The sequence below is a fragment of the Streptomyces sp. NPDC102258 genome (assembly GCF_055584685.1).
Genome location: NZ_JBVJLO010000017.1, coordinates 1 through 15,170, shown reverse-complemented (window position 1 = coordinate 15,170; position 15,170 = coordinate 1). Strand labels below are relative to the sequence as shown.

Genomic DNA, 15,170 nt, shown 5'->3' with positions numbered 1-15,170 from the left:
CGAACCTAGAATAAGGGAACCAGAAACCCTCGTGTTGCCAATTACACTATAGCCCACCGAACTTCAACCCCCTGGGGGGCTTTCGTTTGGTTAGCGCCTCCGCGTCCGGCCTCTCGGCCCGCTCCGGCGGCGCAGAAAGAACATTACCGGATGCCTGACCGTGCTCCAAAACGGGTATCTGCGGCCAGCAGCTCCGGCAGACGGTCGAGTCCGGCGATCCGGTGCACGCCCGCCGGGCCCGGGCCGCGGCCGCCGTCGCGGTCGAGCCAGACCGCCACCAGCCCGGCGTCGCGGGCGCCCCGCGCGTCGATCTCCGGCTGGTCCCCCACGTACGCGACCTGGCCGGGCGGCAGTCCGAGGGCCTCGCAGGCGGCGAGGAAGGCGGCGGCGTCCGGCTTGCTGACGCCCAGCTCGGCGGCGCAGACCAGTACGTCGAAACGGTCGCGCAGCCCGAGGTGGCGGAGCTTGGGGTCCTGGTTGACGGCGGAGGAGTTGGAGAGCACGCCGTGCCGGTAGCGGTGGGCCAGGGCGTCCAGGACGGGCACCACGTCCGGGAAGAGCGCCCAGGCGGCCTTGTAGTGCGCGACGTAGCGTTCGAACCAGGCGTCGGCCCGCTCGGCGGTCAGCGCAGGGGAGTCCAGGAAGTCCCGCACCCGGTCCTGGCGCTGGCCCGCGAAGGTGACCTCGCCGGCGGCGAAGCGGGCCCAGTGCAGCTCGGTGAAACGGCGCCACAGGGCGAGCGCCTCGGCCGGGGACCCGTACCGTCCGCCCAGGCCCTCCTCGACGAGGTGCCGGGAGAGCCCCGCCGCGTCCGCACCCGTGTAGTCGAACAGGGTGTCGTCGATGTCCCACAGCACGGCGCGGATCGGCATACCGGCGAGCGTACGCCCCCGGGCGCCGCCCCGGGCGGCCTTTCCACGGCTTGCCGCACAACGGCGCAGGGGGCGGCGGCCGGGTCGGCCGCCGCCCCCTGCACGGGGTGCGGATCAGGCGGCGAGCTTCGCCAGCGCCGCGTCGATGCGAGCCAGCGAGCGCTCCTTGCCCAGGATCTCCAGGGACTCGAAGAGCGGCAGGCCGACCGTGCGGCCGGTGACGGCCACGCGGACCGGGGCCTGCGCCTTGCCGAGCTTGAGGCCGTGGGCCTCGCCGGCGGTCAGGACGGCCTGCTTGAGGGACTCCGGGTCCGTCCAGTCGGCGCCGGCCAGGTTCTCGCGGGCGGTGGTCAGCAGGGCCGCGGGCTCGCCCTTCATGGCCTTGTCCCAGGACGCCTGGTCCTCGACCGGCTCCTTGCGGAAGAGGAAGTCCACGTTCGCCGTGATGTCGGAGAGGACCGTGACCCGGGTCTGGGCGTACGGCGCGATGCGCTCCCAGGCCTCGGGGTCGAAGTCCTCCGGCTCCCAGTTGGCGTACGGGGCGGTGAGCCAGGGGGCGCAGGCGTCCGCGAAGGCCTTGGGGTCCAGGCGGCGGATGTGGTCGGCGTTGATCGCCTCGGCCTTCTTGAGGTCGAAGCGGGCCGGGTTGGCGTTGACGTCCGGGAGGTCGAACTTCGCCACCATCTCCTCGATGGAGAAGACGTCCTGGTCCTTGGAGAAGGACCAGCCCAGCAGCGAGAGGTAGTTCAGCAGGCCCTCGGGCAGGAAGCCGCGCTCGCGGTAGAGGTTGAGCGAGGACTCCGGGTCGCGCTTGGAGAGCTTCTTGTTGCCCTCGCCCATGACGTACGGCAGGTGGCCGAACTCGGGGACGCCCTTGGCGACGCCGAGCTCGATGAGCGCCCGGTAGAGGGCGATCTGGCGCGGGGTGGAGGACAGCAGGTCCTCGCCGCGCAGGACGTGGGTGATCTCCATCAGCGCGTCGTCGACCGGGTTGACGAGCGTGTACAGCGGGGCGCCGTTGGCCCGCAGGATGCCGAAGTCGGAGACGTTCTCCGGGGTGACGGAGATCTCGCCGCGGACCAGGTCCGTGAAGGTGATGGTCTCGTCGGGCATCCGGAAGCGGACGATCGAGGGGCGGTGCTCGCCCTGGTACGCCTCCAGCTGGACCCGGGTCAGCTCGCGGCAGTGGCCGTCGTAGCCGGAGGGCTTGCCGGCCGCGCGGGCGGCCGCGCGGCGGGCGTCCAGTTCCTCGGTGGTGCAGTAGCAGTCGTACGCGTAGCCGCCGTCGCGCAGGCGCTGGGCGACGTCCGCGTAGATGTCCATGCGCTGGGACTGGCGGTAGGGGGCGTGCGGGCCGCCCACCTCGGGGCCCTCGTCCCAGGTGAAGCCGAGCCAGCGCAGCGAGTCGAGCAGCTGGGTGTAGGACTCCTCGGAGTCGCGCGCCGCGTCGGTGTCCTCGATGCGGAAGACGAACGTGCCGCCGTGGTGGCGGGCGTACGCCCAGTTGAAGAGGGCGGTGCGGACCAGGCCCACGTGGGGGTTGCCGGTCGGGGAGGGACAGAAACGTACGCGGACGTTCGCGTTAGCCACGCTTGATCACCCTGTTGGTGAGAGTGCCGATGCCTTCGATGGTGACGGCGACCTCGTCGCCGACGTTGAGGGGGCCGACTCCGGCCGGGGTCCCCGTGAGGATGACGTCGCCCGGGAGCAGGGTCATGGCCTCGCTGATGTGCACGATCAGGTCCTCGACGGAGCGGACCATGTCGCTGGTGCGGCCGAGCTGGCGCTGTTCGCCGTTCACGGTGCACTGGATGGTGAGGTCGCCCGGGTCGAGGTCGGTCTCGATCCAGGGGCCGAGGGGGCAGGCGCTGTCGAAGCCCTTGGCCCGGGCCCACTGCTTCTCCCGCTGCTGGACGTCGCGGGCGGTGACGTCGTTGGCGCAGGTGTAGCCGAGGATCACGTCCTTGACGCGCTCCCTGGGGACCTCGCGGCACATGCGTCCGATGACCACGGCGAGCTCGGCCTCGTGGTGGACGTCCTGGGAGAAGGAGGGGTACGTGATCGGGTCACCCGGGCCGACCACCGAGGTGGAGGGCTTGAAGAAGGTGATCGGCGCGTCCGGGCGGCCCTGATCGTCGACGATGGCGTTGCCCAGCTCCGCCGCGTGCTCCGCGTAGTTGCGGCCGACGGCCACGACCTTGTTCGGGAGCACGGGCGGCAGCAGCCGGACCTTGCTCAGCGGGACCTTCGTGCCCGAGAGCTCGAAGTCCGCGAAGGGGATGCCCTTGATGATGTCGAGGACGAGCTCCGACCCGGCGCCGGGGGCGGCGTCGCCCTCGACCGCGCCGAAGGCGACGTTTCCGTCGATCGAGAACCTGGCGATGCGCACGTGTTGCGTCTGCCCCTCTGGTATTTCCGCTGGCTGGAGTCTGCGGACTCCAGGCTAACGCGGCGGGCGACGGCGCTTCGCGTCCCCGGCCGGGGCGCCTACTGCGCGGCGGCGGCGACGGGCGCGTCCATCAGGATGGTGCGGCGCGGGTTGGCGGTCTGGGCCGGCAGCTCGACGGAGTGCTCCGGGATGGCCGGGGCCGCCTGCAGTTCCTCGGCGTCCTTGAGGTGCGCGAGGGTGGTGCGGCGGGGGTTGGCTATGTTGCGGAACATCATCGTCGTCTTCATCGGAGTCTCGGGCCCTCGGCTCGCTCGTGGGGTGACGGTTGTCGGATGCGCCGGGTGGGGCGCCAACCCTTCAAAGGGCAAGGCTAAACATCTGAATCCCCGGCCGAACCGGGAAGTAATGGCCATGGCCATGTGAGTTTGCTCACCAATGACCGGGCATTCCGGGCATAACGCGCAGTCAATTCCACGTGGCGAAACGGACATTGCCCCACTGAATAAGCCATTCCGCTCCTGATCATGAGGACTGGGACACCTTGCCAGACGCAAGCTTTGATTGGCGTAAGTCCGATTCATCCCGATAGTGGTTCCACATCGCGTAGCTCGTCCGTCACAAGCCGTGACCGGCTCGCCGGGGCGACACGCGCACCTTGTTGGAGATCCCCCACTGTGCTGGAATTCGCGGGACCGCCGCGGGAATCAGCCGGCGCGCAGGTGGCGCGAGACAGCGCCGAGCGCGGTGGCAAGGAGAGGGAGACGCGCCGGTCACCGACGACCACCATGGGGCCGTCAGTGCCCCACGACTCGACACCGTCCCACCGCTCACCCGGCGGGACGCCTGGTCCAGAGGTTGCGACGCTAGTGCAGGGACGATTCAAGAGGGATGGCAAGGGGTCTCCCCAAGCCCGTCAGGGCCGTGGGGAAGCTGCGCCGGAGCAGGAGCCGCGCGGCGGGACCGACCGTGGCTCCTCACCCCAGCACGCCCAGAACCGCGGGCCGGCTGCCGAGGGAGCGGGCCCCGTCGCCCAGGGCCCGGCCAAGGCGAAGGGCCGCGGGAAGTCCGCCAAGGCCGCCAAGCCCGCCCGGGCCAAGGGCAAGGGCGCCGAGCCGGCCGAGACCGAGACCGCGATACCGAAGGCCCCCAGTGGGCCCGGTTCCCGACTCGCCCTGCAGAACTGGCGCATCAGCACGCGACTGGTGTCGCTGCTGACGCTCCCGGTCGTCGCCGCCACCACGCTCGGTGGCTTCCGCATCAACGACTCGCTCAACGACATCGCCCAGCTGGAGCACATGCAGCTGCTGACGACGATGACCCGGCAGGCCACCAACCTGGCCGCCATGCTCCAGGAGGAGCGGGACAAGTCGGCGGGCCCGCTGTCGGTCGCCAACGCCGCGGCCAAGGGCCCCGACAAGCCGCCCGCCGACAAGCCCAGCAGCCTGGTCCAGGGCGTCCGCGACCAGACCGACGCCGCCGCCAAGGCCTTCGCCGCCGCGACCGACAAGGTCGACAACGCGCAGGACAAGGACGAGACCCTCAAGTCGATCCGCAACAACATCCTGCAGATCGGCCGCCAGCTCACCGGCATCGAGGACATCCGCAAGAAGGCGTACCAGAACGGCGCCCAGCAGACCGTCACCGAGTACAACGCGCTGATCGTCTCGCTCCTCTCGCTCTCGCAGGACATGGCCCAGGCCACCTCCAGCCCCGAGATGATCAAGCGCACCCGCGCCCTCGCGGCCTTCTCCTCCGCCAAGGAGTACGCCTCCATCCAGCGCGCGATCATCGCCGCCTCGCTGCCCGAGAGCAACGACAAGCCGGGCAAGCTGGAAGAGAACGACCGCCTCTACGCGCTCTCCGCGCTGCGCGGCGAGAGCCAGCAGAAGAAGACCTTCGAGCTCGTCTACCAGGGCAAGCCCGAGGAGCTCCTCGCGGCGCTCGGCGACGGCAACACGGAGATCAGCACCGCCGACCACTACGCCCGCCGCGTGCTGAGCACCCAGGGGCAGTTCGGCAAGGAGAAGAACCGGTCCTGGATGGACTGGTACGACAACGACGACACCAAAGTCCGCGCGATGGGCGTCATCGAGCTCACCCTGCTCGAGGACATGGAGCAGAAGGCCCGCGAGCTCAAGAGCCAGTCGCAGCAGGACGCCATCATCAACGGTGCCCTGATCCTCCTCGTCCTCGGCGTCTCGCTCGTCGGTGCCTTCATCATGGCCCGGTCCATGATCCGCTCGCTGCGCCGCCTCCAGGACACCGCGACCCGGGTCGCCCAGGACCGTCTGCCCGAGCTCGTCAAGCAGCTCTCGGAGTCGGACCCGCAGGACGTGGACACCTCCGTGGAGTCCGTCGGCCTGCACACCCGCGACGAGATCGGCCAGGTGGCCGCGGCCTTCGACGACGTGCACCGCGAGGCCGTCCGCCTCGCCGCCGAGCAGGCCCTCCTGCGGGGCAACGTCAACGCGATGTTCACCAACCTCTCGCGCCGTTCGCAGGGCCTCATCCAGCGCCAGCTCTCGCTCATCTCCGAGCTGGAGTCGCGCGAGGCCGACCCGGACCAGCTGTCCTCGCTCTTCAAGCTCGACCACCTCGCGACCCGTATGCGCCGTAACGGCGAAAACCTCCTCGTCCTCGCGGGCGAGGAGCCGGGCCGCCGGTGGACCCGCCCCGTCCCGCTCGTCGACGTGCTCCGCGCCGCGGCGTCCGAGGTGGAGCAGTACGAGCGCATCGAACTCTCGTCGGTGCCCGGCACCGACGTCGCCGGCCGCGTCGTCAACGACCTCGTGCACCTGCTCGCCGAGCTGCTGGAGAACGCCACCTCGTTCTCCTCCCCGCAGACCAAGGTCAAGGTCACCGGTCACGCCCTGCCGGACGGCCGGGTGCTCGTCGAGATCCACGACACCGGCATCGGCCTCTCCCCCGAGGACCTCGCCGCGATCAACGAGCGGCTCGCCTCGCCGCCCACCGTGGACGTCTCCGTCTCCCGCCGCATGGGCCTCTTCGTGGTCGGCCGCCTGTCCCTGCGACACGGCATCCGCATCCAGCTGCGCCCCTCCGACTCGGGCGGTACGACGGCTCTCGTCATGCTCCCGGTGGATGTCGCCCAGGGCGGCAAGAAGCCGGGTCCGATGCCGGGCCAGGGTGGTCAGGGCGGCCCCGCGGGCGGCCAGGGCGGCCCCGGCGGGCAGACGTCCGTGCCCGGTGCCGGTACGCGTCCCCCCGTGGGCGCCGGCCAGCAGCGCGGCCAGGTCTCCGGCGGTGGCCAGCGTGCCGCGCTGCCGGGGCGCGAGGGCGGCCAGGGCCAGCAGCAGCGTTCGCAGCAGGGCGGCCCCGGGCAGCGTCCGCAGGGCGGTCCCGGCGGTGCCACCGGCCAGGCGCAGGGCCAGGGTGCCTTCGGCGCCGGCGCCCCGCTGCCGGCCCGCGGCCAGGGCGGTCCCTCGGGCGGCGGCCAGGGCGGCCAGGGCGGCCTTCTCGGCGGTGGCCCGCAGGCGCGGCCGGCCGGGGTGCCTCCGGTCTCGGCTCCCGCCGGGTTCCCGCAGGGCAACGGCTTCGAGCGGCCGCAGCCGCAGCAGCAGCCGGGGCAGTTCGGCCAGCAGGGGCAGCAGCCGCAGCCCCAGCAGGCCCAGCAGCCGCAGCCCCAGCAGGCTCAGCAGTCCCCGCAGCAGTCCGCCCCGCAGGCCCCGGTGAAGCGCCGGCGTCCGCAGCTGCCGGCGCGCGGCGGCGCCCCCCGCCCGGAGCTTCCGGGTGCGGGCACCTCCCCCGCCGGGCTGCCGCAGGGCACCAGCTGGGGCGCCGGCCAGGGTGGCCAGGAGGTCCCGCGCGGGCACGACGAGCTGTCGGGCCCCGGCTCCACGGCCGAGTTCGCCCGTCCGGACTTCAACGCCCCGCGCCCGCAGGCCAGCACCCCGAACCCGGCCAACAGCACGACCGGCCAGTTCGAGCGCCCCCAGCTCGGCGGCCCGGCGGACCCGTCCGCCACCGGCCAGTTCGAGCGCCCGCAGCTCGGCGGCCCGCTGGACCCTGCCGCCACCGGCCAGTTCGCCCGCCCGGGCGGCCCCGGCATCGGCGGTTACGGCGAGCAGCGGCCCCAGGCTCCGCAGCAGCAGGCCCAGCAGACGCAGCAGCAGGGCGGTTACGCCCCGGCCCCCGGGCCGGCTCCGCGCGCCGACCTGCCGCGGGCCGAGGCGCCACGAGCGCCGCAGGCGCACCAGCCGGAGGCGCTGCCGCCGGCCCCCTCGCAGCACACCGGCGAGGCCCGCAGCCCGATCTTCGACACGCTGGAGTCGAACTGGTTCCACCAGGAGGACGCGCAGTCCTCCGGGCAGGCACCGGCCGTACCCCGGCAGCCCCAGCAGTCCGCCCAGGCGGCTCCGCAGCAGCATCTGCCGCAGCGGGGTCAGGAGTTCGCGGCCGAGCCCGCCGCGGCGGTCACCGGCAGCACCCCCACGGTGAGCTGGAAGTCGTCCCCGAACGACGAGCTGATGAGGCAGGCCGAGCGCGTGCGCCAGCCCGCCGCCGGCGGCATCACGACCTCGGGGCTGCCCCGCCGGGTACCGCGGGCGAACCTCGTCGCCGGGACCGCGCAGCAGCAGGCCGAGGCCCAGGCGGGCCCGCAGGTATCGCGCGCCCCGGACGACGTCCGCGGCCGTCTCACCAACCTCCGACGCGGTATCCAGCAGGGGCGCCAGGCCGGCACCACCGGCCCCGCGACCGGCAGTTACCACATCGACCCCACTTACCAGCAGGAGCGATAGTTGAGCTCGATGAGCCAGGCGGCACAGAACCTGAACTGGTTGATCACCAACTTCGTGGACAACACCCCAGGGGTGTCCCACACGGTGGTGGTCTCCGCCGACGGACTCCTTCTGGCCATGTCCGAAGGTTTCCCCCGTGACCGCGCCGACCAGCTGGCGGCCGTGGCCTCCGGTCTGACCTCGCTGACCGCCGGGGCCTCCCGGATCTTCGAGGGCGGCGCCGTCAACCAGACCGTGGTCGAGATGGACCGGGGATTCCTCTTCCTCATGTCCGTCTCCGACGGCTCGTCCCTGGCCGTGCTCGCCCACCCCGAGTGCGACATCGGCCTCGTGGGCTACGAGATGGCCCTCCTCGTGGACCGCGCCGGCAGCGTCCTCACCCCGGACCTGCGCGCGGAGCTGCAGGGAAGCCTGCTCATCTGACGCGCCACCCCCCGGCCGGACGGTACTTCCGGCCGGGGGGCCGGGCACCCCGCACCCGGAACCCAGTACCCCCGACAGGCCGTCATCACGTCCCCCCACCGGCCGCCCCGTCAGACGGCACGCTGACCACTGCTGTCCAGCCCGGAGGATCCATGACCCCGCCCCCCGCCTATCCCGATGCGTACGGAGATGCGTACTCGGAAGGCGACCAGCCGCTGGTGCGTCCGTACGCGATGACCGGCGGCCGCACCCGGCCCCGCTACCAGCTCGCCATAGAGGCGCTGGTCAGCACCACGGCCGACCCGATGCACCTCTCCAGCCTGCTCCCCGAGCACCAGCGCATCTGCACCCTGTGCCGCGAGGTGAAGTCGGTCGCGGAGGTCTCCGCACTGCTGTCGATGCCGCTCGGTGTCGCCCGGATCCTCGTCGCCGACCTGGCGGAGGCCGGAATGGTGGCCATCCACCAGCCGGGCAATGGAGAGGCCGGCGGAACGCCGGATGTAACGCTGCTCGAAAGGGTGCTCAGTGGACTTCGCAAGCTCTGACGGCGGAGCGGCTCCTCGCTCCACCACCTCCGCGAAGATCGTGGTGGCGGGCGGCTTCGGCGTGGGCAAGACCACGTTCGTCGGCGCGGTCTCGGAGATCAACCCGCTGCGGACGGAAGCCGTCATGACGTCCGCGAGCGCGGGCATCGACGACCTCACGCACACCGGTGACAAGACGACCACCACGGTCGCCATGGACTTCGGCCGCATCACCCTGGACCAGGACCTGATCCTGTACCTCTTCGGTACGCCGGGCCAGGACCGCTTCTGGTTCATGTGGGACGACCTGGTGCGCGGCGCGATCGGTGCCATCGTGCTGGTCGACACCCGCCGTCTCGCGGACTGCTTCCCGGCGGTCGACTACTTCGAGAACAGCGGCCTGCCCTTCGTCGTGGCGCTCAACGGCTTCGAGGGCTACCAGCCCTACACGCCGGAGGAGGTCCGCGAGGCGCTGCAGATCGGCCCGGACGCCCCGATCATCACCACCGACGCCCGCCACCGCGCGGACGCGAAGAGCGCGCTCATCACGCTCGTCGAGCACGCGCTGATGGCGCGTCTCAAGTAGCACGGATTACAAGGGGTAACGACGGGGCGGGCTGTGTCATAGGACACGGCCCGCCTCTGCCGTTCATAACGTTTCGACAGAGAATTGCGGCCAGTTGGGCACAGCGCGCGTTCGGCCGGTGCCGCAGCGCGCACAACTGGCCCTGTTTATGCCGCAGCTCGCTCTTTATGTCCGGTTTATGTGGGTCATAAGGCTCTAGGAACGGCCGGTTTCTACTGTTTGGAACAGGGCGGTTGGCCATGCTGGAATTCAACGAACTAGCTAGTAGTACCGCCGAGAGGTTGTTGGTCGAGTGAGGCGAAGCAACTCAAGCCCCGCGGAGGAACCCGCGCGCGGCAACTTCACCCCGCCGCCGCGCGCGGCCTCGTCGCCCGTCGACGTGCCCGTGGAACCACCCGTGCGCAACGGGAGCACCAGCAAGCTCTCGCCGCGCAACTGGCGCGTGCCGACCCGTCTGAACGCCATCCTCCTCGTGCCCGTCCTCGTCGGACTGGTCATGGGCGGCTTCCAGGTGAAGGGTTCGATCGACAACTGGAACGAGGCCAAGGACGCCGAGCAGACCGCCCGGATCGTCCAGGCCGCGACCGAGTACGGCCAGGCCCTGCTCAACGAGCGCGACCTGACGGCCGAGCCGCTCCTGAAGAACGACCGCAACAACGCCGCCGTGACGAAGGCCTACGAGGCCACCGACGCGGCCAAGGCCAAGTTCGGCGAGGCGGTCAAGAACCTGCCGAAGAAGCAGGGTCTGGAGCGCCGCCTCCAGCTCTTCCGCGAGGAGGAGCCCAAGCTGGAGCAGGTCCGCAAGACGGCCTACGCCGTCCCGGAGACCCCCAAGAAGAACCTCCCCGCGCAGGCCGGCCCCATCCCGACCGAAGAGGGGTACGTGCTGGTCCAGCACTACCTCATGCAGTTCTCCAACGAACTGGGCCTCGGCACCGGAAACGTCACCAGCTACGGCCGCATGGTCTACGCGGTCGAGCTGGCCAAGGCCGCCAACTCGCTCCAGCGCTCCGTCGGCACGCACCTGCTGGTGCGCCCGAGCGAGGACGAGAACGTCCGCAAGGCCCAGCTCGTCGCCTTCTCCTCCTACGCCTACCTCGAAGAGATAGCCATCGGCGAGTACGTCGCCGCCGGCACCGACGAGGACACCAACCGGCTGAAGGAGGTCATGGGCAAGAAGTCCCAGGAGGGCGCCGCCAAGCTCGCCGCCGCCAAGACGGCCGCCGAGCAGTCCGGCAGCACCTTCAAGGCCCCGCCCGTGGTCAACGGCTCCGCGCTCACCGGCATGACCGAGGCGATAGCCAGCGGTGAGAAGCCCGCCAAGCTCGCCCTGGCCGGCACCACCGCCCCCGCCTGGCAGGCCGCGGCCACCGCCAAGTTCGACGGCTACGCCGAGATCGAGAAGGACCTCCTCGACAACGCCGTCAAGGACGCCGTCGCGGTGTCCGACAAGTCCCGCGGCGACGCCATCCTGACCGGTGCCATCGTGGTCGTGGCCCTGCTCGCCGCCTTCATCCTGGCCGGCATGATGGCCCGCCAGATGAGCCGCTCGATGCTCCGCCTGCGCAGCTCGGCCTTCGACATCGCCGAGCAGCGCCTGCCGATGCTCGTCGACCAGCTCTCGCGCACCGACCCGGGCAAGGTCGACACCCGGGTGCAGCCGATCCCGATCACCTCCCAGGACGAGATCGGCGAGGTCGCCCGCGCCTTCGACCAGGTCCACCGGGAAGCGGTCCGGCTCGCCGCCGAGCAGGCGCTCCTGCGAGGGAACGTCAACGCGATCTTCACCAACCTCTCCATGCGCAACCAGTCGCTGATCGAGGGCCAGCTGACCCTCATCACCGACCTGGAGAACAACGAGGCGGACCCGGACCAGCTGGAGAACCTCTTCCGCCTGGACCACCTCGCCACCCGCATGCGGCGCAACGGCGAGAACCTGCTCATCCTCGCGGGTGAGAACCCGGGCCGCCGCTGGGACCAGCCGGTGCCCCTCGTCGACGTGCTGCGCGCCGCCTCCTCCGAGGTGGAGCAGTACGAGCGCATCGAGCTCTCGGGCGTCTCCGAGGCCGAGATCCACGGCCAGGCCGTGACCGACCTCGTGCACCTGCTCGCCGAGCTGCTGGAGAACGCCACCACGTTCTCCTCCCCGCAGACCAAGGTCCGCGTCAACGCCACGCGACTGCCCGACGGCCGCGTGATGGTCGAGATCCACGACAAGGGCATCGGCCTCACCGCCGAGGACTTCGCGGACATCAACCACAAACTGGCCAACCCTCCGACCGTGGACGCCGCGGTATCGCAGCGCATGGGTCTCTTCGTGGTCGGCCGGCTGGCGAACCGCCACGACATCCGCGTCCAGCTGCGCCCCTCGGGCGAGGCCGCGGGCACCACCTCGCTGGTGATGCTCCCCGACGCCATCACCCACGGTGGCGGTGGCGAGGGCATCCCGGACGACGACTTCACGGTCTCCTCGATCATTCCGCAGCAGCAGGCCCAGCAGCCCGCCCCGCTGCGCACGGCCGCCGAACTCGGCTTCGACGACTCGCGCTACGACCCCCAGGGCGGCCAGAACGGCGCCGAGCCGCCCCTGGACCCCGTCGTACGGTCCCTGGGCCGCGAGGAGCGCCGGGCGCAGCTGGAGGCGCAGCTGGGCTACCCGCAGGACCAGCAGGAGCAGCCCGGCCAGGAGTATCCGGAACCTCAGCCGGAGCACGCGTACCAGCCGTACCAGGGCTACGAGCAGCAGGCGGCGCCCGCGTACGAACCCGCGTACGAGGACGACCGGCAGCAGCAGGCCTACGAGCCGTACCCGGAGCAGGGTTATGCCTATCCGGAAGACGGCTACCAGGACCAGCAGCAGCCCGCTCAGGCGTACGAAGGCGGTTACGCAGAGCAGTCCGCGCAGGCCGAGTGGCCCGCGCAGAACACCTTCCCCGTCTCCCACCAGCAGGAGTACGCGGCCGAATCGGAATCCCCGGCCGCTCCCGAACCGGCCCGGGAACGCGTAGGCTTCGACCGTCCGGGCGCCGCTGCCGACACCGGTCACCAGATGACCGGAGCGGGCCTGCCGCGACGCGGCAGCCAGCAGCAGTGGCAGCCGGCACAGCAGGAAGCGGAGTCCTCCGGATCCCTCTTCGAACAGCGGCCGCAGCGTCAGCAGCAGCCCGCTGAGGCGGAGCGGGCGCCTGAGGAAACAGAAGGCACCGCCGCCTGGCGTTCGCGCAACGACGAGCGCTGGCAGCAGGCCGGCAAGCTCCGTGAGCCGAAGGCGGGCGGGGTCACCCCGTCCGGTCTCCCTCGGCGGGTGCCCAAGGCCAACCTGGTCGAGGGCGCTGCGGAGACGACCCCGCAGGGCGGCCCCCAGGTCTCCCGCGCACCGGAGGACGTCCGGGGCAGGTTGAGCAACCTGCGCCGGGGTGTCCAGCAGGGACGCAGCGCGGGTTCCGAGCAGTCAAGTAACAGCTATGACCAGGAGCGTTAGTGTGAGCCCGATGAGCCAGGCGGCACAGAACCTGAACTGGTTGATCACCAACTTCGTGGACAACACCCCAGGGGTGTCCCACACGGTGGTGGTCTCCGCCGACGGCCTTCTTCTGGCGATGTCCGACGGATTCCCGCGCGACCGCGCCGATCAGCTGGCGGCCGTGGCCTCCGGTCTGACCTCGCTGACCGCCGGAGCCTCCCGCATCTTCGAGGGCGGCGCCGTCAACCAGACGGTCGTGGAGATGGACCGGGGATTCCTTTTCCTCATGTCCGTCTCCGACGGATCCTCGCTCGCGGTGCTCGCGCACCCCGAGTGCGACATCGGCCTCGTGGGCTACGAGATGGCCCTCCTCGTGGACCGTGCCGGCAGCGTCCTCACCCCGGACCTGCGCGCGGAACTGCAGGGAAGCCTTCTCAACTAACAGACGGACAGTGTGTTTCGCGTCATCGCCCCGTAAGGTGCGGTGGCGCGGTTCCACAGGGAGTACTGCGTTCTTGGAGTCGGAGGAGGAAACGTGACAACACCCGGAGGTCATCCTTATGGCGGCGCGCAGCAGCCGCAGGGTGGGCACGACCAGAACCGATTCAACTTCCCCTCGGCTCCGAGCCGGCCGATGCCGGAGCACAACCCCTACCAGCAGCAGCCGTACGGGCAGCAGCCCCAGCAGCCGCCGCAGCAGCAACCGCCGCAGCAGCAGCGTCCCGCGCAACAGCCGGTGCGCGGCTCCCGGCCGCAGGCGCCGAAGGCGCACAACCCGCTGGTGCGTCCGTACGCGATGACCGGCGGCCGTACCCGGCCGCGCTACCAGCTCGCCATCGAGGCGCTGGTCAGTACCACGGCCGATCCCGCGCGGCTGCAAGGGCAGTTGCCCGAGCACCAGCGCATCTGCCGCCTGTGCCAGGAGATCAAATCCGTCGCGGAGATCTCGGCACTTCTCTCCATTCCTCTTGGTGTCGCCCGCATCCTCGTCGCCGACCTGGCGGAGGCGGGCCTTGTCGCCATTCACCAGCCCGGCGGCGACGAGTCTGCCGGCGGCCAGCCAGATGTGACACTGCTCGAAAGGGTGCTCAGTGGACTTCGCAAGCTCTAACGGCGGAGCGGCTCGCTCCACCACCTCCGCGAAGATCGTGGTGGCGGGCGGCTTCGGCGTGGGCAAGACCACGTTCGTCGGCGCGGTCTCCGAGATCAACCCGCTGCGCACCGAGGCCGTCATGACCAGCGCCTCGGCCGGTATCGACGACCTCACCCACACCGGTGACAAGACGACCACCACGGTCGCCATGGACTTCGGCCGCATCACCCTGGACCAGGACCTGATCCTGTACCTCTTCGGTACGCCGGGCCAGGACCGCTTCTGGTTCATGTGGGACGACCTGGTGCGCGGCGCCATCGGCGCCGTCGTCCTCGTCGACACGCGGCGCCTCGCGGACTGCTTCCCGGCCGTGGACTACTTCGAGAACAGCGGCCTGCCGTTCGTGATCGCCCTGAACGGCTTCGACGGCCACCAGCCGTACACGCCGGAGGAGGTGCGCGAGGCCCTCCAGATCGGCCCCGACGCGCCGATCATCACCACCGACGCCCGCCACCGCGCGGACGCCAAGAGCGCGCTCATCACCCTGGTCGAGCACGCCCTGATGGCCCGTCTGCGCTAAGCGGCACACGCCGCGTACGCCCGAGCGCCGGGACCCCGTGAGGGGGTCCCGGCGCTCTGTGCTTCCCCGTGCCCCCGTTCCGGCCTTACGGGGCCCGCCGGGCCCCTGGAACGCCGGACGGCCGCCCGTCGCGCCCCCGCCCCGGGGGGGCGGTGGTGCGGCCGGGCGGCCGTCGGGTGGTGCGGTGGTGCGTGCGGGTCAGCCCTGCCAGCTGTGCGGGGCCTGGAAGCCGCGGCTGCGCTCCAGGCGGCGCCAGCCGGCCTGGGAACGGCCGGTGGTGACGGCCTCTTCCGGGGTGGCGGCGGCGCGGGCGAGCAGGATCGCGGTGATCGCGGCCAGCTCCTCGGGCTCGGCGTTGCCCTTCTCGACCTTCAGCAGGGTGTCCGTAGCGGTGCTCATCGGTGGCGGGTCTCCTTTCGCTCGTTTACTGGGGCGGGTTGCCGTGCTTGCGGGACGGCAGGTCGGCGTGCTTGGTGCGGA

The 15,170-nt window shown here is 71.0% G+C and carries 13 protein-coding genes and 1 tRNA gene (1 of these 14 running past the window's edge); 8 read left to right on the top strand and 6 right to left on the bottom strand.

Annotated elements, in window-relative coordinates:
- The 5 genes from ACZ6ZT_RS25435 to ACZ6ZT_RS25415 form a co-directional block, all read right to left on the bottom strand.
- A tRNA-Glu gene (locus ACZ6ZT_RS25435) sits at nt 1-48 on the bottom strand (it extends 150 nt beyond the left edge of the window).
- Nucleotides 49-143: 95 nt separating this feature from the next.
- A complete protein-coding gene (locus ACZ6ZT_RS25430; RefSeq protein WP_469722215.1) occupies nt 144-872 on the bottom strand; it encodes an HAD family hydrolase in 729 nt (242 codons plus the stop codon).
- 114 nt (nt 873-986) lie between these two features.
- A complete protein-coding gene (gene gltX / locus ACZ6ZT_RS25425; protein WP_469722214.1) occupies nt 987-2,462 on the bottom strand; it encodes a glutamate--tRNA ligase in 1,476 nt (491 codons plus the stop codon).
- Nucleotides 2,455-3,261 (bottom strand): fumarylacetoacetate hydrolase family protein, encoded by an 807-nt coding sequence (locus tag ACZ6ZT_RS25420; protein WP_469722213.1) that lies wholly within the window; start codon nt 3,259-3,261, stop codon nt 2,455-2,457. Before ACZ6ZT_RS25420 ends, gltX begins: the two co-directional genes overlap by 8 nt.
- A 98-nt stretch (nt 3,262-3,359) precedes the next feature.
- Nucleotides 3,360-3,548: a hypothetical protein gene (locus ACZ6ZT_RS25415; RefSeq protein WP_469722212.1), complete on the bottom strand. Its 189-nt coding sequence runs from the start codon at nt 3,546-3,548 to the stop codon at nt 3,360-3,362.
- A 579-nt stretch (nt 3,549-4,127) separates the two neighbouring features.
- Here ACZ6ZT_RS25415 and ACZ6ZT_RS25410 point away from each other — a divergent pair.
- From ACZ6ZT_RS25410 to ACZ6ZT_RS25375, 8 genes are all read left to right on the top strand, one after another.
- Nucleotides 4,128-8,021: a nitrate- and nitrite sensing domain-containing protein gene (locus ACZ6ZT_RS25410; protein WP_469722211.1), complete on the top strand. Its 3,894-nt coding sequence runs from the start codon at nt 4,128-4,130 to the stop codon at nt 8,019-8,021.
- A 9-nt stretch (nt 8,022-8,030) separates the two neighbouring features.
- The gene (locus ACZ6ZT_RS25405) at nt 8,031-8,444 is read left to right on the top strand and encodes a roadblock/LC7 domain-containing protein (RefSeq protein WP_008739864.1); all 414 of its coding nucleotides are present in this window, start codon (nt 8,031-8,033) and stop codon (nt 8,442-8,444) included.
- A 152-nt stretch (nt 8,445-8,596) separates the two neighbouring features.
- Nucleotides 8,597-8,989 (top strand): DUF742 domain-containing protein, encoded by a 393-nt coding sequence (locus ACZ6ZT_RS25400; RefSeq protein WP_469722210.1) that lies wholly within the window; start codon nt 8,597-8,599, stop codon nt 8,987-8,989.
- On the top strand, nt 8,970-9,554 hold the full coding sequence (locus ACZ6ZT_RS25395) for a GTP-binding protein (RefSeq protein ID WP_469722209.1): 585 nt from the start codon (nt 8,970-8,972) through the stop codon (nt 9,552-9,554). Before ACZ6ZT_RS25400 ends, ACZ6ZT_RS25395 begins: the two co-directional genes overlap by 20 nt.
- Before the next feature lie 292 nt (nt 9,555-9,846).
- Complete coding sequence (locus ACZ6ZT_RS25390) at nt 9,847-13,035, top strand: sensor histidine kinase (protein ID WP_469722208.1); 3,189 nt, start codon at nt 9,847-9,849, stop codon at nt 13,033-13,035.
- Nucleotides 13,036-13,045: 10 nt separating this feature from the next.
- Nucleotides 13,046-13,459, top strand: coding sequence for a roadblock/LC7 domain-containing protein (locus ACZ6ZT_RS25385; RefSeq protein WP_030037347.1), 414 nt, complete (start codon nt 13,046-13,048; stop codon nt 13,457-13,459).
- 93 nt (nt 13,460-13,552) lie between these two features.
- Nucleotides 13,553-14,128 (top strand): DUF742 domain-containing protein, encoded by a 576-nt coding sequence (locus tag ACZ6ZT_RS25380; protein ID WP_469722207.1) that lies wholly within the window; start codon nt 13,553-13,555, stop codon nt 14,126-14,128.
- On the top strand, nt 14,109-14,690 hold the full coding sequence (locus ACZ6ZT_RS25375; RefSeq protein WP_037792108.1) for a GTP-binding protein: 582 nt from the start codon (nt 14,109-14,111) through the stop codon (nt 14,688-14,690). Before ACZ6ZT_RS25380 ends, ACZ6ZT_RS25375 begins: the two co-directional genes overlap by 20 nt.
- A gap of 198 nt (nt 14,691-14,888) precedes the next feature.
- Here ACZ6ZT_RS25375 and ACZ6ZT_RS25370 read toward each other — a convergent pair whose 3' ends face one another.
- Nucleotides 14,889-15,089 carry an acyl-CoA carboxylase subunit epsilon gene (locus ACZ6ZT_RS25370; protein WP_469722206.1) on the bottom strand — a complete coding sequence of 67 codons (201 nt, stop codon included), beginning with the start codon at nt 15,087-15,089 and terminating at the stop codon, nt 14,889-14,891.
- Nucleotides 15,090-15,170: the final 81 nt, after the last annotated feature.

What these genes read in the sequence shown, in the direction of transcription:
- ACZ6ZT_RS25430 (WP_469722215.1), bottom strand. Translation starts at nt 872, where the DNA reads ATGCCGATCCGCGCCGTGCTGTGGGACATCGACGACACCCTGTTCGAC.
- ACZ6ZT_RS25415 (WP_469722212.1), bottom strand. Translation starts at nt 3,548, where the DNA reads ATGAAGACGACGATGATGTTCCGCAACATAGCCAACCCCCGCCGCACC.
- ACZ6ZT_RS25405 (WP_008739864.1), top strand. Translation starts at nt 8,031, where the DNA reads ATGAGCCAGGCGGCACAGAACCTGAACTGGTTGATCACCAACTTCGTG.
- ACZ6ZT_RS25400 (WP_469722210.1), top strand. Translation starts at nt 8,597, where the DNA reads ATGACCCCGCCCCCCGCCTATCCCGATGCGTACGGAGATGCGTACTCG.
- ACZ6ZT_RS25385 (WP_030037347.1), top strand. Translation starts at nt 13,046, where the DNA reads ATGAGCCAGGCGGCACAGAACCTGAACTGGTTGATCACCAACTTCGTG.
- ACZ6ZT_RS25370 (WP_469722206.1), bottom strand. Translation starts at nt 15,089, where the DNA reads ATGAGCACCGCTACGGACACCCTGCTGAAGGTCGAGAAGGGCAACGCC.